This is a genomic window from Frigoribacterium sp. CFBP 8751 (assembly GCF_014841545.1).
Lineage (GTDB): Bacteria > Actinomycetota > Actinomycetes > Actinomycetales > Microbacteriaceae > Frigoribacterium.
This window is the reverse complement of sequence record NZ_JACYUB010000001.1, coordinates 304,516-324,756: the sequence shown is the minus strand read 5'-3', so window position 1 is coordinate 324,756 and position 20,241 is coordinate 304,516. Positions and strand designations below refer to the sequence as shown.

The following is a 20,241-nucleotide window of genomic DNA, read 5'->3' as shown; positions in this document are numbered from 1 at the left end:
CGAGCGTACGGAGGCTCCGAGCCCGTCGGAACGACCGATCCTGCCGACTGCCTGGACGAAACCACTGCGGCGGACCAGACTCGTCCACATGCTCCTCGAGGACGGCTTCCCCGGTCAACGCCTGCTCGTCATGCCCCGACCCCGGGTGCGGGCCGCCCTCTCGCGGCCGGGCACGTCCCACCTCGTCGTCACCGATGCGGGCTACTTCCCCCGGGCCCGGGCGCACGGCATGACCCGGCCCGACGGCGTCGACCAGTGCGTGGTGCTGGTCTGCACCCGGGGCTCGGGCTGGTGCGAGGTCGCCGGGGTGCGGCACCCCGTACGGTCGGGGCAGGTCGTGATCGTGCCTCCGGGCGTCGCGCACGCCTACGGTGCCGACGACGCCACCCCCTGGACCCTCTGGTGGCTGCACGTGGCCGGGCACGACCTCGCCGAGTTCCTCCGCGTCGCGGGGGTGCGGGCCGGCGCCCCGGTGCGCGAGCTGTCGGACGTCTACCGCATCGTGGCCCTGGTCGAGGAGGTCGTCCAGGCCATGGAGCGCGACCAGACCTTCGCCAGCGCCCTGGCCGCCTCGGGAGCCGCGTGGCACCTCATGGCGCTCGTGTCGTCCGAGCGGACGGCCGGGGCACCACGGGTGTCCGCGGTAGGTCAGGCCCAGGAGTACCTGCGTCAGCACGTCACCGAGCGCGTCTCGGTCGACGAGCTCGCCGCGATGGCCCGGCTGAGCCCCTCGCACTTCGCCACCCGCTTCCGCCGCGAGACCGGCGTGACGCCGCTGCGGTACCAGACCCAGTTGCGCATGGCGCGGGCCCGCGAGCTGCTGGACACGACCGACTCGCCGGTCGGCCTCGTGTCCGAGCGCGTCGGCTACGTCGACCCCTTCTACTTCGCCCGCCAGTTCAAGGCCGTCCACGGGGTCTCGCCGACGGCGTACCGGGCACAGCGCAAGGGCTGAGCCGCCGACGCCCGCCTCGAGACACCCGGTTTCGAACGATGCACCCAGAAGCTTCCGGGTGCATCGTTCGAAAGCGGGTTCATCGGCGAAGGAAGTCACGCATGGCGCGTCGAGCGATGCGGTCCGGCGAACCGCAACCCGGCAAGAGCGGCCCCCGGGGACGACGAACGCCCCCGCACACACGGTGCGGGGGCGTCCGGCGGGACGGGGTCGGATCAGGCGAAGGTCGCCGCGTCGATCACGAAGCGGTAGCGCACGTCGGACTTCAGGACGCGGTCGTAGGCCTCGTTGATCTGGTCGGCGTCGATCAGCTCGGTCTCGGGCACGATGCCGTGCTCGGCGCAGAAGTCGAGCATCTCCTGGGTCTCGCGGATGCCGCCGATGGCCGAACCGGCCCAGCTGCGACGGGCGGGGATCAGCGCGAACGCGGGCACCTCGAGCGGCTCGGACGGGGCGCCGACGTTGACGAGCGTGCCGTCGACGGCCAGCAGGCCGAGGTAGGCGCCCATGTCGACCTTCGCCGACACGGTGTTGATGATCAGGTCGAACGAGTTGGCCAGGTCGGTGAAGGTCTGCTCGTCGCTGGTCGCGTAGTGCGCCTTGGCGCCGAAACGCAGCGAGTCCTCTTTCTTCGAGGTGGTCTGCGACAGCACGGTGACGTCGGCACCGAGTGCGGCGGCGATCTTCACGCCCATGTGGCCGAGGCCGCCCATGCCGACGATGGCGACCTTGGTGCCCTCGGTGACGCCCCAGTGGTGCAGCGGCGAGTACAGCGTGATGCCGGCGCAGAGCAGCGGTGCGACCTTGTCGTAGTCGAGCGACTCGGGCACGCGCAGCACGAAGTCCTCGGTGACGACGACGGCCTGCGAGTAACCGCCCTGGGTGACGGTGCCGTCGGCCGGGTCGACGCTCGTGTAGGTGCCGACGTTGCCCTTGGCGCAGTACTGCTCGTCGCCGCGCTTGCAGTACTCGCACTCACCGCACGAGTTGACCATGCAGCCGACGCCGACGCGGTCGCCGACCTCGTACTTGGTGACCTCGGAGCCGACCTCCGAGACGGTGCCGACGATCTCGTGACCCACGACCTGCGGGTACTGGATCTCGCCCCACTCGCCGCGGACGGTGTGGATGTCGCTGTGGCAGATGCCGGCGTAGGCGATGTCGATCATGACGTCCTTCGGGCCGACGTCGCGGCGCTCGATGGTCGTCTTGACGAGGGGCTCGGTGGCGGACGGTGCCGCGTAGGCGTTGACGGTGCGCATGGGTCTCCTGGGGGTGGATTCGGTACGGGGACGAGGGGCGGGTCGGAACGCGGTGCTCGACGACGGGCTCCTCGTCCTCGACGCTACGCCCCCGCGCCGATCGTGGGAGGCCCTGACAGGGCCCCCGACGCGACGGCCCGCAGGAGGCGCGGTGCGCGTCCGTCCGGCACCGCGCCTCCTGCGGGTGGCCCGGCAGGGCGACGGCACCCGTGAGACACGCCTCCGGGTGGGAAAGTGCCCTGACTCGCGGCTCGGCTCGCACGGTGCGCGGCGTAGCAAGGAGCGAGACGCAGCACCGGGTGGTCCGGTGCCGGACGAAGGAGTCGACATGGCAAGCGGAGTGGCAACAGTGTGGGTGCCCGTGACCGACATGGGGCGGGCGACGGCGTTCTACCGTGACGCGCTCGGCCTCACGGTGACGAGCGAGAGCGACGACTGGACCGAGATCGACGCGAACGGCCTGATGATCGGCCTCAACGGTCGCGAAGAGGCCGCGGCCTCGAGCGAGGGTGGGGCGGTCATCACGTTCCAGCCCGACGGCAGCCTCGAGGACGCCCTGGCCGACCTGCAGTCGCGCAGCGCCGACGTCACGGGCACGATCAGCGAGCACCCGTGGGGCCGCATCCTGCCCTTCAAGGACACCGAGGGCAACGACCTGCAGTTCTACACGCCCCCGACCGACTGACGTCGGGGCCTGCAGGAGGCGCGGTGTCGGTCGAACCGGCACCGCGCCTCCTGCGTCCGGTCACGTCGCGGTAGGGCCGGCCGTGCCGCGGTCGCGTCGACCCGGCCGCGACCCCCCATGATGTGGGGATGGTCACCGAGATCCTCATCCTGAGCAACCTGCTCGCCGGCCCGCAGCACGGGTACGACATCAAGCGGAACGTGCGGCGCCCGGGCCTCGGCGTGGTCAACAACAACGCCGTCTACACGACGCTGAAGCGCCTGCACGACCGGGGCGCGCTCGACCGTCGCACCGTGGAGACCACGGGTCGCCCGAACCGCCAGGTGTTCTCGCTCACCGACGCGGGCCGCGACCTGCTGATCGCGCGGGTCGCCGACTTCCCCCTCTCCCGCGCCGGCGACGACGAGGAGTTCTACGTCCGGTTCGCGCTGCTGGACCTGGTCGACGAAGCGACGCGGGCGACGATCTTCGCCACGCGCCTCCAGGCCCTCGACGAGCGCATGGCGACGGCCCAGGCCTACCTCGACGCCAGCGACGACGACGCGACGCGCTTCCCCGTCCAGTCGGTCGCCATGTTCCGGCACCTGCTCGACCAGCTGCGCCGCGAGCGGGCCTGGGTCGAGGACTACTCGCGTGACGGCGAGATCGGTGCACCCAGGGCCCCGTAGAGCGGGGCACCTTTTTTTCGTCCCGTCCATTGATGACTAGTACCAACTGGACTAGCGTGACCTCGAAGCCACGCGTCAGCCGATCGCGTCACCTCGTCGCCGGCAGCCGACGTCACCGGCGTGGGCCGGCCCGGGCGACGAGGCGCCGTCGGGTCGTCGTGGCAGGGGCGTCACCGGTCGGGCCGGTGTGACCGCGGGGGGTCGCGGGCACTCCGGAGGTGACGGCCTGCAGGAGGCGCGGGGTCGTCTGAACCGACACCGCACCTCCTGCAGGTGAGGCGACCGGCTCAGGCGTCGAAGTCGGTGGCGCGGCTGCGCTCCGCCCACGCGTCGACGTCGCGGCGGAGGTCGTCGAGTGCGCCCGTGACGATCTCGACGGCGTCCGAGCCGAGCAGCAGCAGGTACGGAGCCTCGCCCGAGTCGACCGCGTCGACGAGCAGGCGGGCACCGGCGGCGGGGTCGCCGGGTTGGGTGCCGTCCGAGGTGTCGGCCTCGATGCGGCGACGTCCGGCGGTCTCGGCGTAGTCGGCGATGGGCGTGGCGGACTGCGTGAGCGAGCGCCCCGAGAAGTCGGTGCGGAACGAGCCCGGTTCGACGACCGTCGCCGTGATGCCGAGCGGGGCGAGTTCGGTGCGCAGGGCCATGGTCATCTGCTCGATCGCGGCCTTGACGGCGCCGTAGTAGCCCGAGCCGGGGCCCGTGCGGCGGGCACCGATCGACGACAGGTTGACGATCGTGCCGCTGCGGCGGGCGCGCATGCCGGGCAGGACGGCCTTGACGGTGCGGACGCTGCCGTGGAAGTGCGTGTCGAACAGGCGCGCCACGTGGGCGTCGTCACCCTCCTCGACGGCGGAGCGGTAGCCGTAGCCGGCGTTGTTGACGAGGACGTCGACGCCGCCGAACCGCTCGGTGGCGAGGCGGACGGCCGCGGTCACCTGGTCGGGGTCGGTGACGTCCAGGGCTGTGGCGACGGCGTGGTCGGGGTGGGCGTCGGCGATGTCCTGCACGGCCGAGGCGTCGCGCGCAGTGACGACGACGTCGTGTCCGCGGGCCAGCGCCTCCTCGGCGAAGGCTCGCCCCAACCCCGTGGAGCAGCCGGTGATCAACCAGGTCGACATGTGGTCTCTTCTCTCTCGTGCGTCGCGGTCGCTGACGCGCCGCACCCCAGACAACCAAGGAGGCGCGGTGCCCGTCGGGTCCCGCCGCCCCCGGTACCAGCAGTACCCCCCTCGCGTCGCTGCCCCGCGTCGCTGCCCCGCGTCGCACCGCCCACTGAACGTCGCACCGCCCACGTGCGCGGTGCGACGTCCAGTCGGCGGTGCGACGTCGGCGCCCGGCTCCCGCCGGGGCGGGGCGTGGCGGGGCTGAGGGACCCTGGCGGGGCCTCCCTGCCCCGCCCGCGCCGGCCTAGCGTCGAGAGCGACCCGGCCGGGCAGGCACCCCGCCGCCCCGAGCCGGCGTCCGGCACCGGACGTCCCGGCCCGACACCCACCCCAGGAGCAGACCCATGTCAGATCAGCCCGTCCAGGTCGGCGGAGGGCGCACCCTCTTCGGCGACTTTGCCCCCAAGCTCGCCGAACTCACCGACGACGTCCTCTTCGCCGACGTCTGGAACCGCCCCGAACTGTCCGCGCGCGACCGCAGCCTCGTCACCGTCGCGGTGCTCACCGCCGGCGGCAACACCGAGCAGCTGCGGTTCCACCTCGGCCGCGCCGTCGAGAACGGCGTCACCCGGGACGAGCTCGTCGAGGCGATCACCCACGTGACGCTCTACGCGGGCTGGCCCCGCGGGATGGCCGCCATGGGCGTCGCCCAGGAGCTCTTCACCGACGACGCAGACGACGACACCGACGAGAAGTGAGGAACCCGTGAAGATCCTGCCCCCGCAGCCCACGACCCTGAACCCCGACGAGCAGTTCCCGGGCCAGGTGTGGCTCGACCCCATCGTCACCCCGCAGACCGACGACCAGCGCACCACCGTCGCGAAGGTCCGCTTCGCGCCCGGCGCGCGGACCGCCTGGCACCACCACGCGCGGGGCCAGTTCCTGTACGTCACCGAGGGCGTCGCCCGGTTCGGCACCCGTGACGGGAAGGTCGTCGACGTCCACCCCGGGCAGACCATCTTCGTGGCGCCGGGCGAGGAGCACTTCCACGCCGCCGCCGAGGGCAGCTTCATGGAGCACGTCGCCATCCTCGAGGCGGCCGACGATCCGGCCACCACCACGACCTGGCTCGAGCGCATCACCGACGCCGACTACGCCGGCTCGGACGCCGGCTGAGGCGCCGAGACCCCAGGAAGTCGCCGAGACCCCCACTCGCGAGCAGGGGTCTCGGCAATTTCCTGGGGTCTGAGCACCGCACCCCACCGAGGAGGCGCGGTGCGATTCGATCCGGCACCGCGCCTCCTCGGGGCGCTCCGCCGCGCGGGCGAGCCGTTCGCGGCCGCGGGCTCGTAGGGTCGAGGGATGACGACGACGACGTGGACGACCCTGCAGCTCATCCTCTCCGCCGGAGTGGTGGTGTGCGGCGCGCTGCTGACGAGGGGTGGCAATGACCTCGTGGGATTGCTGATGATCATCAGTGGTGCGTTCTCGATCGTGGTCGGGCTGCGGTCGATGGCCGTGGCCCGCCGTGTCGAGAGGCAGCACGCCGCCCTCGAGGCCGGCGACCCGCCGACGCACGAGCGCTGACGCCGGCACCGACGCCACCCCCGACGACCATCGAGCACGAGGACGCCATGACCGACATCGCCTGGGCCACCGGCACCTGGACCACCGAACCGACCGCGGTCGACGTCGCCGACGACGGCCTGCGCGTCACGGCGGCCGAGGGCAGCGACGCCTGGCGCCTCACGTCGTACGGGTTCGTGCACGACACCGAGCACGCCCTGGTCGCGCCGTTCGAGCAGGGCACCGCGATGGAGGTGTCGTTCGTGCTCGACTTCACGGCCCAGTTCGACCAGGCCGGCATCTTCGTCTCGGTCGACCCCGAGACCTGGGTCAAGGCCGGGGTCGAACTCAGCGACGGCGAGCAGAGCCTCGGTGCCGTCGTGACGCGGGGCGAGTCCGACTGGTCGCTCTCCCCGGTCGAGTGGACCGGCCGCACCGTGACCATCCGAGCCAGCCGCTCGGGAGACGCGCTCACCGTGCGGGCCCGCGTCGACGCCGAGCCGTGGCGCCTGGTCCGGGTGGCCCCGCTCGCCCCCGACGCCGCCGCGAGCGCCGGCCCCTTCTGCTGCGCCCCCTCGCGCGCCGACCTCACCGTGCACTTCACCTCGTGGACGACGTCCGCCGCCGACGAGAGCCTCCACCCCGAGGACTGAGCACCCCGGCCGGGGCACCCCGCGGGCCGCGCCCGACGCCTCGGCCTGGGCACGGCCCCGTGGGCTGGGGACGGCGGAGCCGAGGAGGCGCGGCGACGGTCGGCGACGGGTCGGCCACCGTCGAGGTCCGCGCTTGACAACTTTGCTGAGTGCACTCAGAATTGAGCACACTCGGATGCTCGAGCCGGGACCCCTCGGACCGAGGACGTCACGGGCCGCGCCGGCGAGCCCTCCACCCGCAGCCTCAGCCCCAGCCCCAGCCCCCCAGGAGCACCCCATGCGAGCCTTCGCGTTCGACGCCTACGAGAAGCCCCTGCACGAAGTCGACGTGCCCGAGCCCACCATCGGCGACCACGACGTCCTGATCGCGGTCGCCGCTGCAGGCCTCAACCACCTCGACTCCAAGATCCGCGAGGGCACGTTCAAGCTGATCCTCCCGTACCGGACGCCCCTCGTCCTCGGCCACGACGTCGCCGGCACCGTCGTCGAGGTCGGCGGCTCGGTCCGCAGCCTGAAGCCCGGCGACGAGGTCTTCGCCCGCCCCCGCGACCACCGGATCGGCACCTTCGCCGAGCGCATCGCCGTCGACGAGGCCGACGTCGCCCTCGCTCCGACCTCGATCAGCACCATCGAGGCCGCGTCGCTCCCCCTCGTGGCCCTCACCGCCTGGCAGGCCCTCGTCGAACGCGGCAACGTGCAGCCCGGTCAGAAGGTGCTCGTCCATGCGGGCGCCGGCGGGGTCGGTTCGATCGCGATCCAGCTCGCGAAGCACCTCGGCGCGCACGTCGCGACCACCGCCTCCTCGTCGAACGCTGACTTCGTGCGCGAGCTCGGTGCCGACGTCGTCATCGACCACCGCACCCAGGACTTCGAGCAGGAGCTGTCCGGCTACGACCTCGTCCTGGACAGCCTGGGCGCCGAGAACCTGGCGAAGTCGCTCCGGGTGCTCCGCCCCGGCGGCATCGCCGTCGGCATCCAGGGCCCGCCCACCCCCTCCTTCGCGAAGGCCGCAGGGCTGAACCCGGTCGTCCGCCTCGCCGTCGCGGCCCTCAGCCGTGGGGTCCGAGTCCGGGCGAGGACGCTCGGCGTCCGGTACGAGTTCCTCTGGATGCACGCCGACGGTGCCCAGCTGCGCGAGATCGCGGCCCTCGTCGACGCCGGGGCCGTCCGCCCGGTCGTCGGCGCGACCCACCCGTTCGCCGAGACGGCGACCGCGCTCGACGGCCTCGGCAAGGTCCGCATCCGCGGCAAGGCGGTCGTCACCCTCCCGTGACGGCCGGCACCACGGCCGACGAACCCGCCGGCGCCCGTCAACGCCCGCCAGCGCCCGTCAGCGCGGCAGGATCACCTCGAGCTGACGTCGCACCCCCGCCACGATCTCGTCGTCCGGCACCGACTCGTCGACCGCCGACGACATCGCGAGCATCATGACGGCCGACACGACGTGCGCGAACGCGGCCGCGTCGGAGGGCGTCGCCGAGGTGAGGCGCGTGACGATCCCGGCCACCGCCTCCTCGGTCCGGGCGACGATCGCGAGCGCCTCGGCGTGGTGCGGCTCGGCGGCGTCGCCGAACGCCATCTCGCGCAGGTAGGTGCGGCCGTTCTCGACCTGCGCCCGGTTGCAGTGCACGATCGGCTCGAGCACCGCGACGACCGCGTCCAATGCGGTCGAGGCGGACGAGGAGGCGCGGATCCCCTCGTCGAGGGAGCGCGCGTACGCCGCGTTCTGCGCGAGCAGCAGCAGCTCGCCCTTGGTCTTCGCGTACAGGAAGAGCGTGCCGGCGCCGACGTCGGCCGCCTCGGCGATCTGCTGCGTCGTGACCTCGTCGACCCCGTGACGGCTGAACAGGTCGGACGCGGCCTGCGTGATGCGCTCGAGCTTCTCCTGCTTGTTGCGCTCTCGGCGGCCGAGCGACGACATGGGTTCTCCTGGGGTGACGGTGGACGGAAGGACGACGGTCGAACAGACGGAGGCCGGCGGTCGGAATAGAAACTGACTGAACTCAATTATGACAGGAGTCAGCAACGGGGCGACTCGATCACGGGTCGCCTCATCTTCGCACCACCCACGGAAGGAACACCCATGACCGACATCACCGGCTCCGTCGTCCTCGTCACCGGAGCGAACGGGGGCATCGGCACCCGTTTCGTCGAGGCCGCCCTCGCCCGCGGCGCCGCGAAGGTCTACGCCACGGCCCGCACCCCGCGCACCTGGGACGACGAGCGCGTCGTGCCCCTCACCCTCGACGTGACCGACCCGGCCTCGATCGCCGCCGTCGTCGAGGCGGCGCCCGACGTGACCGTGCTGATCAACAACGCCGGCGCGAACACCCCCACGCCCGGCATCCTCAGCCACACCGACGACGAGATCCGCGCCAACGTCGAGACCAACTTCTTCGGGCCGCTCTTCCTCGCCCGCGCCTACGCGCCGCTCCTCTCGGCGCACGGCGGCGGCACGGCCATCGTCGACATCCACTCGGCGCTGTCGTGGTTCGCCGTCGCGGGCATCTACTCGGCGACGAAGGCCGCGCTGTGGTCGGCCACGAACTCGCTGCGCCTCGAGCTGCAGCCCGCGGGCGTGCAGGTCGTCGGCGTGCACGTCGGCTACGTCGACACCGCGATGGCCGCGGGCGTCACGGACGCGAAGACCGACCCGGCGACCCTGGTCGCCGACGTGCTCGACGCCCTCGAGGCCGGCGAGCACGAGGTCCTCGCCGACGAGACCTCGCGCCAGGTGAAGGCGGGCCTGTCGGCACCGCTCGAGGCGCTCTACCCGCAGCTCGCCGCGCGCTGACCGGTGGGATTCAGGAGGCGCGGTGCCGGCCCGACCGGCACCGCGCCTCCTGCGCTCGGTCGCGTCAGCTGTAGCAGGCGCGGTTGATCGCCACGAGGAACGGTCCGTCGACGGTGCCGCCGGCCTCGACGTAGCCGCCGATGGCGTCCATCGCGAGGTCGCGACGCTGCGGGACGCGCTCCTTCTCGGCGGCGGCGAGCCACCCGGGCATCTCGGCGCGCGTGCGGTCGGTGCAGTAGACGGGCGAGCCGGGCTGCTGGCGCCAGGACTCGGCGAGGACGCCGGCGTCGACGGCGTCGAACCCGGTCTGCTCGACGAGCTGCATGGCCACGGCGCGGTCGGCGTCGCGGTCGGCGGCCACGGGGATGGCGACGCGGGCGGGGTCGCCGGGCTCGGTGGCCTTCGCGTCGAACGACTGCGAGATGATCGCGTTCCACGCCTTGGCGATCGGGCGTCCGAACAGCTCGGACAGCCAGACGCTCTCGGGGACGCCCTGCTCGAAGTCGTGCACCGAGCCGTCGCGCATCGGGTAGTGGTTCGACGTGTCGACGACGACCGCGCCCTCGGGGGCCGAGCGGACGTGCTCGGCGATGTCGGCGTTGCGGTTCATCGGCACCGAGACGATCAGGACGTCGACGCCCCGGGCGACCTCGGCGGCGTCCACGGCGCGGGCGCCGGTACGGAGGGCGGCCTCGTCGATCGTCTCGGGGCCGCGCGAGTTGGCGATGGCGACGTCGTGCCCGTGGCGGGCGAGGCGGCGGGCGATGGTCGAGCCGATGGAGCCGGCCCCGATGATCCCGATCGTCAGGTGTGCTCGTTCTTCTTCTCGTACGTCAGACATGCCTCCAGTGTGAACGTTGCCACTAGTGTGAAGGTCAAGTCGGAGGAGGACGCATGCGCATCGGTGAGCTGTCGACGAGGACGGGCGTCCCGTCGCGGATGCTCCGCTACTACGAGGAGCAGGGCCTGATCACCCCGACCCGGCTGGCGAACGGCTACCGCGACTACGACGAGTACCTCGTCGACCGCGTGGGCAAGATCCGCGGCCTGATCGACGCGGGCATCCCCACCCGGATCGTGACGGACATCCTGCCCTGCCTCGGCCAGCCGCAGACGATCGTCGTCGAGAACGCCGAACCGGGGCTCGTCGAACTGCTCGAGACCGAGCGCGACCGGATGACCGAGAAGATCGACTTCCTCACCCACAACCGCGACGCGCTCACGAGCTACCTCGGCGCCCTCGAGGACGCCGGCGTCGAGCGTCCGGAGACCCGGGCCGGGTGACCCGGGCCCTCGCGGCCGTGCCGGGGTCAGCTGGTCGCAGGCCGGGGTCGGCCGGTGGCAGGGCGGGGTCAGCTGGTCGCAGGCGGGGTCAGCCGGCGGCGGGGCGGGCCAGGATCAGGTTCGTCATGACCTGCGTCATCACGGCCCGGTCGTGCTGGTCGAGGAGTTCGATGCGGGTGCGGACCACTCCCCGGTCGGGACGCGACACCGACGGGCGGGCGTCGACGACGGTGAACCGGGCGCGGAGCACGTCGTCGGGGTGGACGGGAGCCGACCACCGCAGCTCGTCGACGCCGGGCGACGCGACGCTGGCGGCCTGGTTGAGGTAGGACTCCACCATCAGGCGCATCATCACGGCGGTGGTGTGCCAGCCGCTGGCCACGAGTCCGCCGAGGGGCGTCGCCTCGGCCCGTTCGGCGTCGACGTGCATGTCGTGCGGATCGAACCGGCGGCCGAAGTCGACGATCTCGTCCGCCGTGACGCGGTACGAGCCGTGCTCCAGCGTGAGGCCGGGCACGTAGTCGTCGAGGAATCGATCGGCGAGCCGATGCGCGAAGGGCGAGGTGTCGTCGGCCGCCGCTGCGGTCGCGTCCGGTTCGTAGGGCACGCCTTCACCCTAGGTCGGCCGAGACCCCAGGAAGTCGCCGAGACCCCCACGCGCGAGCAGGGGTCTCGGCGACTTCCTGGGGTCTGAGCCGAGGAGGCGCGGTGCCGGTCGACCGGCCCGCGTACGATTCCGGCATGAGCCGCTTGGACGACATGCCGTTCGCCAGGGTCTACCCCCTGTACGTGGCCAAGGTCGAGCGGAAGGGCCACACGAAGGCCGAGGTCGACCGGGTTGTGACCTGGCTGACCGGTTACGACCAGGGCGAGATCGACCAGCACGTCGCCGACGGCACCACGTTCCGCGACTTCTTCGCGGCCGCCGACCTCAACCCCCGGGCCTCGCTCGTGACGGGCGTCATCTGCGGCGTCCGCATCGAGGCCCTCGACGACGAGCTGACCGCGAACATCCGCCGCCTCGACAAGCTCGTGGACGAGGTCGCGCGCGGCCGCCCGATGGCGAAGGTGCTGCGGGAGCAGTGAGGCGTCGGCGGTGACGCCGAGACCCCAGGAAGTCGCCGAGACCCGCACTCGCGAGCAGGGGTCTCGGCGACTTCTTGGGGTCTGAACGCCGAGGAGGCGCGGTGCGGGTCGACCGCTCGGGCGAAGCTCACCGCTGATCATGAGCGTCGTGCGGCGGCTCCGAGGTCGGCGAGACGCCGCAGCCCCTCCTGCGAGGGCGACCCGGGTTCCGCCGTCCAGACGATGGCCGTGTGGCCGCCTCCGGCATCGAGGGCTCCCCAGTCGAGCGTCAGCTCCCCCACGACGGGATGCCGCAACACCTTGGTGCCCGTGCCGCGCGTCGCCACCTCGTGCGCCGTCCAGAGCCCCGCGAACTCGGTGCCGAGGGCGACGAGCTCGGCGATCAGGGCCTGGAGCCGCGGGTCCTCCGGGTCCCGAGCGCTGTCCATCCGCAGCTGCGCGAGGGCGAGGTCGACCACCCCGAGCCAGTCCGAGTACAGGGTGCGGAGGGCGGGGTCGGTGAACAACAGGCGGATGAAGTACCGCTCGCCCTCGGGGACCGCCGAGAAGTCGGTGATGAGGGACGCCGCCATGGTGTTCCACGCGACGACCTCGGTCCGGGGGCCCATGACGAAGACGGGCGTGGCGCCGAGGTCCTCGATCATCCTCAGGACGAAGGGGGCGACGCCCACCGACACAGGAGGCGCGTCGTCGGGCAGGACCTTCCCGGCCAGTCCGGCCAGGTAAGCCCGCTCATCCGGGCCGAGTCGGAGGACCCGAGCGAGATCGTCGAGCACGGGCGCCGACGCCGGGAGTCGTCCCTGCTCGAGACGCGTGTAGTAATCCGTGCTGATGGAGGCGGCCCGGGCGACCTCCTCGCGGCGCAGTCCGGGGACGCGTCGGGGGTGCTCGTCGTCCGTCAGACCGAGGTCGTGGGGCTGCAGCTCCGCTCGCCGGGCACGGAGGAAGTCGCCGAGCTCTCGCCATTTCGGTTCCGCTGCCATGCGCCGATCCTGCCAGACCTCCGGAGTGACGGCGGGAGCGTCGGTCCTGCCGCGAGCGACGAGCTGGGGGGTCATTTTCCTTCCCCTGTGGAGCGCCGGATGCGAGTGGCAACGTGATCTCACGACACCGGAAGATCCCCTTTCGGTGGCGACAGGAGGACACCATGAAGGCCATCGGCCTCACCGCATTCGGAGGACCGAGCGTCCTCCACCCCGTGGACGTCCCCGAGCCCCACGCAGGGCCCGGAGAGGTCCGCATCCGCGTCCGCGCCGCGGCCGTGAACCCGGTCGACACGATCATCCGCTCCGGCGGCTTCGCCGGCAACGACGGCGCCGTCGTCGAACCGGTCGTCCCCGGAACGGACGTCACCGGCGTCGTCGACGAGCTCGGCGACGACCTCGCCACCGACGAGGGCTTGCAGCTCGGTGACGCGGTCATCGGGTTCGTGGTCCCCGAGGGCAGCCACGGTGGCTACAGCGAACACGTCGTCCTCCCGGCGGAATCGGTCACCCGGCTGCCCGGCGACCTCACGTTCGTCGAGGGTGCGTCGTTCCTCTCCAACGCCCTGACCGCCGAGATCACGCTCGAGCACCTCGCTCTCGACCCCGGAGCGACCCTCGCCGTGACCGGTGCCACCGGAGCCGTGGGCGGCTACCTCGTCGAGCTCGCCGTCCGCCGAGGCATCACCGTCATCGCCTCGGCATCCGAGGCGGAAGCGGAACTCGTCCGGGGCTTCGGGGCGACCCACGTCATCGACCGCGGCGAGGACTTCGCCGCCGGAGTCCTGGCCCTGACCGGGGGCCGTGGCGCCGACACCCTCGCCGACCCGGCGATCGTCGGCGAATCCGTCTTCGGTGCCGTCCGCGACGGAGGACAGGCGGCGTTCTACCTCCCCACCGACAGCACACCCGGTCGCGACGTCCAGGTCTTCTCGTCGTACGTGATGCGGTCCCACCGTCGCCACGACGTCATCAGCGCACTCGCGCAGCTGGCCGACCGAGGTGAGATCGCGACCCGTGTCGCCGGCACGCTCCCCGCGGCCGACGCCTCGACCGCCCACTCCCGGCTCGAGCAGGGCGGCCTCCGCGGCCGTCTGATCCTCGAGTTCTGACCCAACCGATCCCCACTCCCCGACCCACCAGCACCACCACCAGCACCAAAGAAGGACATCCCATGGACATCGCCGCACCCCTCCCCAGCGTCGGACAGACCTGGCTCGCCGACCTCGGCCCCGACACGCCCCTCGGCCACTTCACCGTCGAGATCACCTTCGACACCGAGACCCAGGTCTCGTTCCTGGTCACGGGCGGTGCCATCGAGGGCCGTCACGAGACGATGGAGTACACCACCACGAAGGTCCGCGACGGTCTGCACGTCGTCCGCTGGACCGAGCCCGACTCGGGCGACCACGTCACCCACATCGAGGACTACACGAACGGCGCCTGCATGGCGAGCTCCGTCATCGGTGGCGAGTTCGTCCAGCTGCACGGCACCTGGACCCGCGTCCGCTGACCCCGGCCGGCCCCGGCACCGGTTCCGATGCCTCCGCCGACCACGGGTGCCGAGGCAGGGAGGCCCTGAGCGGGCCTCCCTGCCTCGTGGCGCCCCGCCTACCGTCGACCCCGACTCGACACCCCTGAGAGGAACACCATGAAGGCAACAGTCATGTACGGCGCCGGCGACGTCCGCGTCGAAGACGTCCCCGACCCCGTCGTCCAGAAGCCCACCGAGGCCCTGATCCGTGTCACCTACGCCTGCGTCTGCGGCTCGGACCTGCACCCGTACCACGACCTCGGCGACACCCCCGAGGGCCGCCGCATGGGCCACGAGGCCATCGGCGTCGTCGAAGAGATCGGTGACGACGTCCGCACCCTCTCCGTCGGTGACACCGTCATCGTGCCCTTCGCCTGGTCGGACGGCACCTGCCCGTTCTGCCGTGACGGCATCACCACCTCGTGCGTGCACGGCGGCTTCTTCGACGGTGCGCCCTCGGCGACCCAGGCCGAGAAGCTCATCGTCCCCGAGGCCGACGGTACCGCCGTCAAGGTCCCTGCCGGCACGGACGAGGCACTCATGCCGAGCCTGTTGACCCTGTCCGACGTCTACCTCACGGGCTACCACGCCGCGGTGCAGGGGCAGGTCGGCCCGGGCAAGACGGTCACCGTGATCGGCGACGGCGCCGTCGGTCTCTCGGCCGTCCTCGCCTCGAAGCAGCTCGGTGCCGAGACGATCATCCTGATGGGCCGCCACACCGCCCGCACCGACCTCGGCCGCGAGTTCGGCGCCACCCACGTCGTCGCCGAACGCGGTGACGAGGGCGTCGCGAAGGTCATGGAGATCACCGGCGGCGAGGGCTCGCACGTCGTCCTCGAGGCCGTCGGTCACATGCCCGCCTACGAGCAGGCCTACGGCATCGTGCGCCCCGGCGGCACCATCAGCCGCGTCGGCGTGCCCCAATACGAGGAGGCGCCGGTCGGCTTCACCTCGCTGTTCGGCAAGAACGCGACCCTGACCGGTGGCCCTGCCACGGTGCGCGCCTACCTCGAGGCCGCCATCCCGCAGGTGCTCGACGGCACCATCGACCCGGGCCGGGTGTTCGACCGCGAGCTGCCCCTGTCGGAGATCGCCGAGGGCTACCGCCTGATGGACTCCCGCGAGGCACTCAAGGTGCTCATCCGCCCGTGACGACCGGGGAGGTGCCTGTCCAGCGAGCGGGCGCCTCCTCCTCCCCGCGGACGACCGGTCCCGCACCTCCCCCGCCCCCCTCCCCTCGAACTCAGAAGGAGTCTCACGATGCCCACCTTCGACCCAGGCACCCTGGCCGCCATCGGCGGCACCGACGACTTGCACGTCTCTCCTCTGCGGGACGACGGCGTCACCCACGGCACCCCCACCTGGATCTGGTCCGTGGTCGTCGACGACGCGCTCTTCGTCCGCGCCTACAACGGGACCTCGTCCCGGTGGTACCGAGCCTCGATGAAGCAGGGCGCAGGACGCATCCGCGCCGCGGGCGACGAACACGACGTCACCTTCGAGGCCGCTGCGGGTGTCGCCGACGACCTGGTCGACGCCGCGTACGAGGCGAAGTACCACGGCAGCCCGTACCTGCCTCCCATGCTCACCGCGAAGACCGTCGCGGCGACGGTGAAGATCAGTCCGCGCTGAGCGTCGCTACGACACCGGTTCGACGAAGGGGCTCCGCACGATCTGCGGAGCCCCTTCGCCGTCGTCGGTGGTCACGTCGGCACGACGCGCGCCCGTTCAACAGAGCAGGGCGTCGCGTCGCATGCCGTGCCGCAGACAGGAGAGACCGCCATCCGGGCACGGATGGCGGTCTCCCCGGTCGCATCTGCGGGTTAGCTGGTCCTCGCCGCATTCTTGTGAAGCGAACTCCGAAGGGCGAACCACACCAGTGGCCCGACAACGGGGGCCACGACGACCACGATGAGCCAGATGGTCATCATCTGTGCCGACATCGCCTTGTCGCGAACGATGGAGACGATGGCACTGACGAGGAGAACCAAGCCAGCCAAGAGGACTACGGACCAGAAAAGGTCGAGTGGTGCGAGTCCGAACATGAAGTTCTCCTTCTTCCTAACTTACGTTCTATTTTAGGCGCGGGCGACGGATGCCCCACCGGTGGTCGTCCGCAGGTCGAGCCAGAACGGGGTGTTGCCCCATCCCCCGGCAGACAGGTTGAACTGGTGACGGATGTCGCGGCCGTTGTTTCGTGAGAACGCGATCTCATTCGAGACGGCCAGCACGGTGACGACCTTGTTGGAATTCGCGATGAGCTGCGACTTGGACGACGTCGGGGTGATCTGGTAATTCGCGTTGAAACTGTTACTCCACGTGACACCGTGGTAGTAGACGTGGCAGCTCTGCGCGTAGCGAACGCCTCCATTGTTACCGAAGACACAGTTGCTGACGCCCTGGGCTTGAGTGGAGACTCCACCCGTCTTGGGTGGCAGCACGACATTGCTCTTGGCGGTTCCGTCCAAGAACGGCTTCGCCTGAGCGATCATGGCCTGCAGTTCGGCGGGACTAGCTTGGCGCCCCTGCTCAATGCCCATCTCGGTGTAGGAACCGTCTGCGTAGACGTCCTTCGTCACCTTGTAGTCGCCCTGCTGCTTCGTGGTCGACGACACCGCAGCCTTGCCAGACGCGGCGTCCCACAGCTCGCCGTCTGTGACTTTCTGCAACAACTCGGCCTGCTGCGCCGGAGCGATGTCGGAAGCTGCGAGAGACGACTTCGTCTTCTCGAGTTCGACCTGGCTCACACCCGCCGGGGCGGCGATCGCCGGCGCTCCCATCAACGTGGTCCCCAAAACGCAAACTGCTGCCGCAACACTGAGGCCTACCATCTGCTTCTTCATGCAATTCCCCCTTGAACTGTGCGTTGAAGCCCCAAACATACAAAGGGGTCTGCTTTTTTTTCAACCCCCCTCGAGATGTTGCATCTGCTGCACTTTCTTCCCCTTGCCGTTGAGGAGGTGAGCATCGATGATGCCCAGTGCCGAACCGGTCAGAGCGCCCCAGGGAACGCGGAGCGCCGCCCGTGCACCGTCAGCGCGAACGCCACGACCCCGAACCCGATCATCAGTACCGGCAGCACCAGCCCGTCCGCCACGGTCAGCAGGGCGGCCCCGACGATCCCGGCGAAGAAGATCGCGACGTTGAACGCCACCGGCAGGAAGGCGTTCGCGACGTCGGCGTTGTCGCCACCTGCCGTGGTGAGCGCCGCTTGCAGCTGGGCCGAGGCCCCGCCGAACGTGACGCCCCACAGCACCGCGGCGACGACCACCGCCGGCACCGAGGCGTGCCCGACGAGCAGGATCACACCCGCGACGACGAACAGCGCGACGCTGCCGTGCAGCAGCGCCCGCGGGTGCCGGTCGAGCAGCGCCCCGGTGACGACGATCCCGCCGATGGAGGCGATGCCGTAGATCAGCAGCGTGACGTCGACGCCCAGCCCCGACCCACCGGCCCGCAGGTACGGCGAGACGTAGGTGTAGATCGTGTTGTGGGCGAGCATCCACGCGGCGATGACGGCGAGGATGACGGCGATCCCCGGGATGCGGAACACCCGCCCGAGCGACAGCCGTGCCCCCGCCGGTGCCGGTGCCGCGTCGGGGACGATGCTCGCCACGAGCGTGAAGACGACGACCCCGAGCAGGGTCAGCCCACCGAACGACCACCGCCAGTCGAAGGCCGTCCCGAGCCACGAGCCCAGCGGCGTCCCGAACGCGAAGCCGACGGGCGCACCCGCCGAGACGATCGCGAGCGACAGGCCGGCACGGTCGGGCGGGCTGATCCGCCGACCGTAGGCCGCGAGCATGCCCCAGATGACGCCCGAGAACGCGCCGGCCACGAACCGCGACACGAGGGCGAGGGCGATGACGGGCGAGAGCGCCGTCACCGTGTTCGCGACGACCAGGCCCGTGATCGCGATCAGGAGGAGCGGCTTGCGACGCATCCCCCGGGTGAGCGTGATGGCCGGCACGGTCGCGACCACGGTGCCGAGTGCGTAGGCGCTGATCAGCAGTCCCACGGCCCCCTCGCTCGTGTCGAGACCGTTCGCGATGACGGGCAGCAGGCCCGCCGGCATCGTCTCCATCGCGACGAGGATGAACCCCATCGTCGCCAGGACGACGAGCGAGAACACCGGCAGCCGTTCGACGGGCCCTTCGGCGACGGAGGCGCGGGGCACGTGGGTGGGGACGGGGGCTGTCGACATGGTGAGGTCCTTTCGGGCGCGGGGATGCGCCTCCTGGGGGTGGGCCCAGTGGTGCGGGAGGAAGAAGGAGGCGCGGGTCAGGTGACGGGGTCGGCGGACCGGGCGCGTTCGACGACGTTCTCGGTCGCCGCCCACGAGGCGAGGAGGCGCAGCCCCTCGTCGGACGCGGAGCCCGGGGCGGCCGTGTAGACGGTGAGCGAGTGCCCGGGGGTGTCCTGGAGTTCCATCACCTGGAAGTCCAGCTCGAGCAGGCCGACGGATGGGTGCCGGAACTCCTTGGCGCCGGTGTAGTGGCGGCGGACGTCGTGGGCGGCCCAGCGGGCGCGGAACTCGTCGCTGCGGATGGACAGCTCGCCGACGAGGGCGGCGATGCCGGCGTCGTGCGGGTTGCGTCCGGCGTCGCGTCGCAGGATGGCGACGTTGACGGCGGCTGCGCGCTCCCAGTCGGGGTAGAAGTCGTGGGCGCCGGGGTCGAGGAAGATGTAGCGCGAGTGGTTGGCGGGGCGCAGGGTGCTGCGGTACATGTCGGAGTAGAGGGCGAAGCCGAGGGCGTTGGCGGCGACGAGGTCCATGCGGGTGTTGGTGACCATCGCGACGGCGCCGGTCATGGCGTCGAGCATGTGTTGCACCGGGGACTGGGCGATCTTCTGTTCGCTGGTGACCGTGGGCTTGCGGCGGGAGGGGACGGAGGCGCGGGCGAGGTCGTAGAGGTGGTCGGTCTCGGCCTGGTCCAGGCCGAGGGCGCGGGCGATGGCGTCGAGGACGCTGTCGGAGACGCCGCCGAGGTTGCCGCGTTCGAGTCGTGTGTAGTAGTCGACGCTGACGCCGGCGAGGCGGGCGACTTCGTCGCGGCGGAGCCCGGGGACGCGTCGCTGGCCGCCCGCGCTGACGACGCCGGCCTGTTCGGGCGAGAGGCGTGCGCGGCGGGTGGCGAGGAAGTCGCGGACCTCGGCTCGGTTGTCCATGGCTCCGACCCTACGGTCGGCGGTTCGGAGCAACCAGGCCCTGTCGGGGCCAGGTTCGGGGGGGGGGGGGGGGCACGGCGTGGAGAGGTGGGCGTGGTCGAGTCAGGACGCGGAGGTCGCGGTAGTGGGCGGACGAGATCCTCTGCGTCACGAGTTGCCCGATCGCGGCCCTGCCGCCGCTCCTGACAGGTGAGGCGCTCTGGCCTCGGGATGCCTCCCGGGGGTGGCCACCTGGACCGTTACCGTGAGGCCATGAGCCACAGAGCACGCGAGCGCGCCATCCTCTTGACGTCGGTTCTGCTGGGACTCGGCGTGAACGTCGGCCTGGACATCGCCACCGACGCGCCTCTGCTCGTCAGGTGGGGGGCGGCGGCCGCCGTCGGTCTGCTCGTGTTCACGATTGGCAGACGCGTCATGCGGGATCGGGCCGACGACTAGCTCTGCTCCGGCCACGAAGGCACCCGCACCCAGGTGGCTCCCCGACTCGACCAGTCGATCG

At 71.3% G+C, this 20,241-nt stretch carries 26 protein-coding genes; 16 read left to right on the top strand and 10 right to left on the bottom strand.

Going from position 1 to position 20,241, the window contains the following annotated elements; translation table 11 throughout:
* Positions 1 to 88: 88 nt before the first annotated feature.
* A complete protein-coding gene (locus tag IFT88_RS01640) occupies positions 89 to 955 on the top strand; it encodes an AraC family transcriptional regulator (RefSeq protein ID WP_043594638.1) in 867 nt (288 codons plus the stop codon).
* A gap of 215 nt (positions 956 to 1,170) precedes the next feature.
* Here IFT88_RS01640 and IFT88_RS01635 read toward each other — a convergent pair whose 3' ends face one another.
* Positions 1,171 to 2,217, bottom strand: coding sequence for an NAD(P)-dependent alcohol dehydrogenase (locus IFT88_RS01635; protein WP_192118546.1), 1,047 nt, complete (start codon positions 2,215 to 2,217; stop codon positions 1,171 to 1,173).
* A gap of 328 nt (positions 2,218 to 2,545) precedes the next feature.
* Here IFT88_RS01635 and IFT88_RS01630 point away from each other — a divergent pair, with 328 nt between their 5' ends.
* Positions 2,546 to 2,902 (top strand): VOC family protein, encoded by a 357-nt coding sequence (locus IFT88_RS01630; RefSeq protein ID WP_192118544.1) that lies wholly within the window; start codon positions 2,546 to 2,548, stop codon positions 2,900 to 2,902.
* Between the two features lie 128 nt (positions 2,903 to 3,030).
* Complete coding sequence (locus tag IFT88_RS01625) at positions 3,031 to 3,570, top strand: PadR family transcriptional regulator (protein WP_192118542.1); 540 nt, start codon at positions 3,031 to 3,033, stop codon at positions 3,568 to 3,570.
* Positions 3,571 to 3,857: 287 nt separating this feature from the next.
* Here the strand turns inward: IFT88_RS01625 and IFT88_RS01620 are convergent, their stop codons facing one another.
* Positions 3,858 to 4,688 (bottom strand): oxidoreductase, encoded by an 831-nt coding sequence (locus IFT88_RS01620; protein ID WP_192118539.1) that lies wholly within the window; start codon positions 4,686 to 4,688, stop codon positions 3,858 to 3,860.
* Between the two features lie 389 nt (positions 4,689 to 5,077).
* Here IFT88_RS01620 and IFT88_RS01615 point away from each other — a divergent pair, with 389 nt between their 5' ends.
* The 5 genes from IFT88_RS01615 (at position 5,078) to IFT88_RS01595 (ending at position 8,165) form a co-directional block, all read left to right on the top strand.
* Positions 5,078 to 5,431 carry a carboxymuconolactone decarboxylase family protein gene (locus IFT88_RS01615; RefSeq protein WP_173153786.1) on the top strand — a complete coding sequence of 118 codons (354 nt, stop codon included), beginning with the start codon at positions 5,078 to 5,080 and terminating at the stop codon, positions 5,429 to 5,431.
* 7 nt (positions 5,432 to 5,438) lie between these two features.
* Positions 5,439 to 5,849, top strand: a complete 411-nt coding sequence (locus IFT88_RS01610; RefSeq protein ID WP_056228223.1) for a (R)-mandelonitrile lyase — start codon at positions 5,439 to 5,441, stop codon at positions 5,847 to 5,849.
* Between the two features lie 186 nt (positions 5,850 to 6,035).
* Positions 6,036 to 6,260 (top strand): hypothetical protein, encoded by a 225-nt coding sequence (locus tag IFT88_RS01605; protein ID WP_192118537.1) that lies wholly within the window; start codon positions 6,036 to 6,038, stop codon positions 6,258 to 6,260.
* 47 nt (positions 6,261 to 6,307) lie between these two features.
* The gene (locus tag IFT88_RS01600) at positions 6,308 to 6,892 is read left to right on the top strand and encodes a DUF1349 domain-containing protein (protein WP_192118535.1); all 585 of its coding nucleotides are present in this window, start codon (positions 6,308 to 6,310) and stop codon (positions 6,890 to 6,892) included.
* A 277-nt stretch (positions 6,893 to 7,169) separates the two neighbouring features.
* Complete coding sequence (locus IFT88_RS01595; RefSeq protein WP_192118533.1) at positions 7,170 to 8,165, top strand: NADP-dependent oxidoreductase; 996 nt, start codon at positions 7,170 to 7,172, stop codon at positions 8,163 to 8,165.
* Positions 8,166 to 8,222: 57 nt separating this feature from the next.
* On the opposite strand, the gene IFT88_RS01590 is transcribed toward IFT88_RS01595, so the two are convergent.
* A complete protein-coding gene (locus tag IFT88_RS01590; protein ID WP_192118531.1) occupies positions 8,223 to 8,813 on the bottom strand; it encodes a TetR/AcrR family transcriptional regulator in 591 nt (196 codons plus the stop codon).
* A 162-nt stretch (positions 8,814 to 8,975) separates the two neighbouring features.
* Here IFT88_RS01590 and IFT88_RS01585 point away from each other — a divergent pair, with 162 nt between their 5' ends.
* Complete coding sequence (locus IFT88_RS01585; RefSeq protein ID WP_192118529.1) at positions 8,976 to 9,686, top strand: SDR family oxidoreductase; 711 nt, start codon at positions 8,976 to 8,978, stop codon at positions 9,684 to 9,686.
* 64 nt (positions 9,687 to 9,750) lie between these two features.
* On the opposite strand, the gene IFT88_RS01580 is transcribed toward IFT88_RS01585, so the two are convergent.
* A complete protein-coding gene (locus IFT88_RS01580) occupies positions 9,751 to 10,527 on the bottom strand; it encodes an NADPH-dependent F420 reductase (protein ID WP_192118527.1) in 777 nt (258 codons plus the stop codon).
* Positions 10,528 to 10,580: 53 nt separating this feature from the next.
* Between IFT88_RS01580 and IFT88_RS01575 the strand changes: the two genes are divergently transcribed.
* Entirely contained in the window at positions 10,581 to 10,970 is a 390-nt protein-coding gene (locus tag IFT88_RS01575) for a MerR family transcriptional regulator (RefSeq protein WP_192118526.1), read from the top strand.
* A gap of 88 nt (positions 10,971 to 11,058) precedes the next feature.
* Here IFT88_RS01575 and IFT88_RS01570 read toward each other — a convergent pair whose 3' ends face one another.
* Positions 11,059 to 11,577, bottom strand: a complete 519-nt coding sequence (locus tag IFT88_RS01570; protein ID WP_192118524.1) for a MaoC/PaaZ C-terminal domain-containing protein — start codon at positions 11,575 to 11,577, stop codon at positions 11,059 to 11,061.
* A gap of 134 nt (positions 11,578 to 11,711) precedes the next feature.
* Between IFT88_RS01570 and IFT88_RS01565 the strand changes: the two genes are divergently transcribed.
* The gene (locus IFT88_RS01565; RefSeq protein WP_192118522.1) at positions 11,712 to 12,056 is read left to right on the top strand and encodes a DUF2200 domain-containing protein; all 345 of its coding nucleotides are present in this window, start codon (positions 11,712 to 11,714) and stop codon (positions 12,054 to 12,056) included.
* A gap of 137 nt (positions 12,057 to 12,193) precedes the next feature.
* Here IFT88_RS01565 and IFT88_RS01560 read toward each other — a convergent pair whose 3' ends face one another.
* The gene (locus tag IFT88_RS01560) at positions 12,194 to 13,039 is read right to left on the bottom strand and encodes a helix-turn-helix transcriptional regulator (RefSeq protein WP_192118520.1); all 846 of its coding nucleotides are present in this window, start codon (positions 13,037 to 13,039) and stop codon (positions 12,194 to 12,196) included.
* A 164-nt stretch (positions 13,040 to 13,203) separates the two neighbouring features.
* Between IFT88_RS01560 and IFT88_RS01555 the strand changes: the two genes are divergently transcribed.
* From IFT88_RS01555 to IFT88_RS01540, 4 genes are all read left to right on the top strand, one after another.
* Positions 13,204 to 14,151, top strand: a complete 948-nt coding sequence (locus tag IFT88_RS01555) for a quinone oxidoreductase family protein (RefSeq protein WP_192118518.1) — start codon at positions 13,204 to 13,206, stop codon at positions 14,149 to 14,151.
* Positions 14,152 to 14,213: 62 nt separating this feature from the next.
* Positions 14,214 to 14,552: a MoaF-related domain-containing protein gene (locus IFT88_RS01550; RefSeq protein ID WP_056228196.1), complete on the top strand. Its 339-nt coding sequence runs from the start codon at positions 14,214 to 14,216 to the stop codon at positions 14,550 to 14,552.
* 138 nt (positions 14,553 to 14,690) lie between these two features.
* Positions 14,691 to 15,725 (top strand): zinc-binding dehydrogenase, encoded by a 1,035-nt coding sequence (locus tag IFT88_RS01545; RefSeq protein ID WP_123571421.1) that lies wholly within the window; start codon positions 14,691 to 14,693, stop codon positions 15,723 to 15,725.
* A gap of 108 nt (positions 15,726 to 15,833) precedes the next feature.
* Positions 15,834 to 16,205, top strand: coding sequence for a DUF2255 family protein (locus tag IFT88_RS01540; protein ID WP_192118516.1), 372 nt, complete (start codon positions 15,834 to 15,836; stop codon positions 16,203 to 16,205).
* A gap of 191 nt (positions 16,206 to 16,396) precedes the next feature.
* Here the strand turns inward: IFT88_RS01540 and IFT88_RS01535 are convergent, their stop codons facing one another.
* The 4 genes from IFT88_RS01535 to IFT88_RS01520 form a co-directional block, all read right to left on the bottom strand.
* The gene (locus IFT88_RS01535; protein WP_192118514.1) at positions 16,397 to 16,618 is read right to left on the bottom strand and encodes a PLDc N-terminal domain-containing protein; all 222 of its coding nucleotides are present in this window, start codon (positions 16,616 to 16,618) and stop codon (positions 16,397 to 16,399) included.
* 33 nt (positions 16,619 to 16,651) lie between these two features.
* A complete protein-coding gene (locus tag IFT88_RS01530; protein WP_157489809.1) occupies positions 16,652 to 17,416 on the bottom strand; it encodes a hypothetical protein in 765 nt (254 codons plus the stop codon).
* Between the two features lie 149 nt (positions 17,417 to 17,565).
* Positions 17,566 to 18,777: an MFS transporter gene (locus IFT88_RS01525; protein WP_192118512.1), complete on the bottom strand. Its 1,212-nt coding sequence runs from the start codon at positions 18,775 to 18,777 to the stop codon at positions 17,566 to 17,568.
* 77 nt (positions 18,778 to 18,854) lie between these two features.
* A complete protein-coding gene (locus IFT88_RS01520; protein WP_192118510.1) occupies positions 18,855 to 19,742 on the bottom strand; it encodes a helix-turn-helix transcriptional regulator in 888 nt (295 codons plus the stop codon).
* A gap of 252 nt (positions 19,743 to 19,994) precedes the next feature.
* Between IFT88_RS01520 and IFT88_RS01515 the strand changes: the two genes are divergently transcribed.
* Positions 19,995 to 20,180, top strand: a complete 186-nt coding sequence (locus IFT88_RS01515; RefSeq protein WP_192118508.1) for a hypothetical protein — start codon at positions 19,995 to 19,997, stop codon at positions 20,178 to 20,180.
* The last annotated feature ends 61 nt before the right edge of the window (positions 20,181 to 20,241 follow it).

Excerpts from the sequence above, each read along its gene's own strand:
- IFT88_RS01640 (WP_043594638.1), top strand. The coding sequence starts at position 89 with ATGCTCCTCGAGGACGGCTTCCCCGGTCAACGCCTGCTCGTCATGCCC.
- IFT88_RS01635 (WP_192118546.1), bottom strand. The coding sequence starts at position 2,217 with ATGCGCACCGTCAACGCCTACGCGGCACCGTCCGCCACCGAGCCCCTC.
- IFT88_RS01630 (WP_192118544.1), top strand. The coding sequence starts at position 2,546 with ATGGCAAGCGGAGTGGCAACAGTGTGGGTGCCCGTGACCGACATGGGG.
- IFT88_RS01625 (WP_192118542.1), top strand. The coding sequence starts at position 3,031 with ATGGTCACCGAGATCCTCATCCTGAGCAACCTGCTCGCCGGCCCGCAG.
- IFT88_RS01620 (WP_192118539.1), bottom strand. The coding sequence starts at position 4,688 with ATGTCGACCTGGTTGATCACCGGCTGCTCCACGGGGTTGGGGCGAGCC.
- IFT88_RS01615 (WP_173153786.1), top strand. The coding sequence starts at position 5,078 with ATGTCAGATCAGCCCGTCCAGGTCGGCGGAGGGCGCACCCTCTTCGGC.
- IFT88_RS01605 (WP_192118537.1), top strand. The coding sequence starts at position 6,036 with ATGACGACGACGACGTGGACGACCCTGCAGCTCATCCTCTCCGCCGGA.
- IFT88_RS01600 (WP_192118535.1), top strand. The coding sequence starts at position 6,308 with ATGACCGACATCGCCTGGGCCACCGGCACCTGGACCACCGAACCGACC.
- IFT88_RS01595 (WP_192118533.1), top strand. The coding sequence starts at position 7,170 with ATGCGAGCCTTCGCGTTCGACGCCTACGAGAAGCCCCTGCACGAAGTC.
- IFT88_RS01590 (WP_192118531.1), bottom strand. The coding sequence starts at position 8,813 with ATGTCGTCGCTCGGCCGCCGAGAGCGCAACAAGCAGGAGAAGCTCGAG.
- IFT88_RS01585 (WP_192118529.1), top strand. The coding sequence starts at position 8,976 with ATGACCGACATCACCGGCTCCGTCGTCCTCGTCACCGGAGCGAACGGG.
- IFT88_RS01580 (WP_192118527.1), bottom strand. The coding sequence starts at position 10,527 with ATGTCTGACGTACGAGAAGAAGAACGAGCACACCTGACGATCGGGATC.
- IFT88_RS01575 (WP_192118526.1), top strand. The coding sequence starts at position 10,581 with ATGCGCATCGGTGAGCTGTCGACGAGGACGGGCGTCCCGTCGCGGATG.
- IFT88_RS01565 (WP_192118522.1), top strand. The coding sequence starts at position 11,712 with ATGAGCCGCTTGGACGACATGCCGTTCGCCAGGGTCTACCCCCTGTAC.
- IFT88_RS01560 (WP_192118520.1), bottom strand. The coding sequence starts at position 13,039 with ATGGCAGCGGAACCGAAATGGCGAGAGCTCGGCGACTTCCTCCGTGCC.
- IFT88_RS01555 (WP_192118518.1), top strand. The coding sequence starts at position 13,204 with ATGAAGGCCATCGGCCTCACCGCATTCGGAGGACCGAGCGTCCTCCAC.
- IFT88_RS01550 (WP_056228196.1), top strand. The coding sequence starts at position 14,214 with ATGGACATCGCCGCACCCCTCCCCAGCGTCGGACAGACCTGGCTCGCC.
- IFT88_RS01545 (WP_123571421.1), top strand. The coding sequence starts at position 14,691 with ATGAAGGCAACAGTCATGTACGGCGCCGGCGACGTCCGCGTCGAAGAC.
- IFT88_RS01540 (WP_192118516.1), top strand. The coding sequence starts at position 15,834 with ATGCCCACCTTCGACCCAGGCACCCTGGCCGCCATCGGCGGCACCGAC.
- IFT88_RS01535 (WP_192118514.1), bottom strand. The coding sequence starts at position 16,618 with ATGTTCGGACTCGCACCACTCGACCTTTTCTGGTCCGTAGTCCTCTTG.
- IFT88_RS01530 (WP_157489809.1), bottom strand. The coding sequence starts at position 17,416 with ATGAAGAAGCAGATGGTAGGCCTCAGTGTTGCGGCAGCAGTTTGCGTT.
- IFT88_RS01525 (WP_192118512.1), bottom strand. The coding sequence starts at position 18,777 with ATGTCGACAGCCCCCGTCCCCACCCACGTGCCCCGCGCCTCCGTCGCC.
- IFT88_RS01520 (WP_192118510.1), bottom strand. The coding sequence starts at position 19,742 with ATGGACAACCGAGCCGAGGTCCGCGACTTCCTCGCCACCCGCCGCGCA.
- IFT88_RS01515 (WP_192118508.1), top strand. The coding sequence starts at position 19,995 with ATGAGCCACAGAGCACGCGAGCGCGCCATCCTCTTGACGTCGGTTCTG.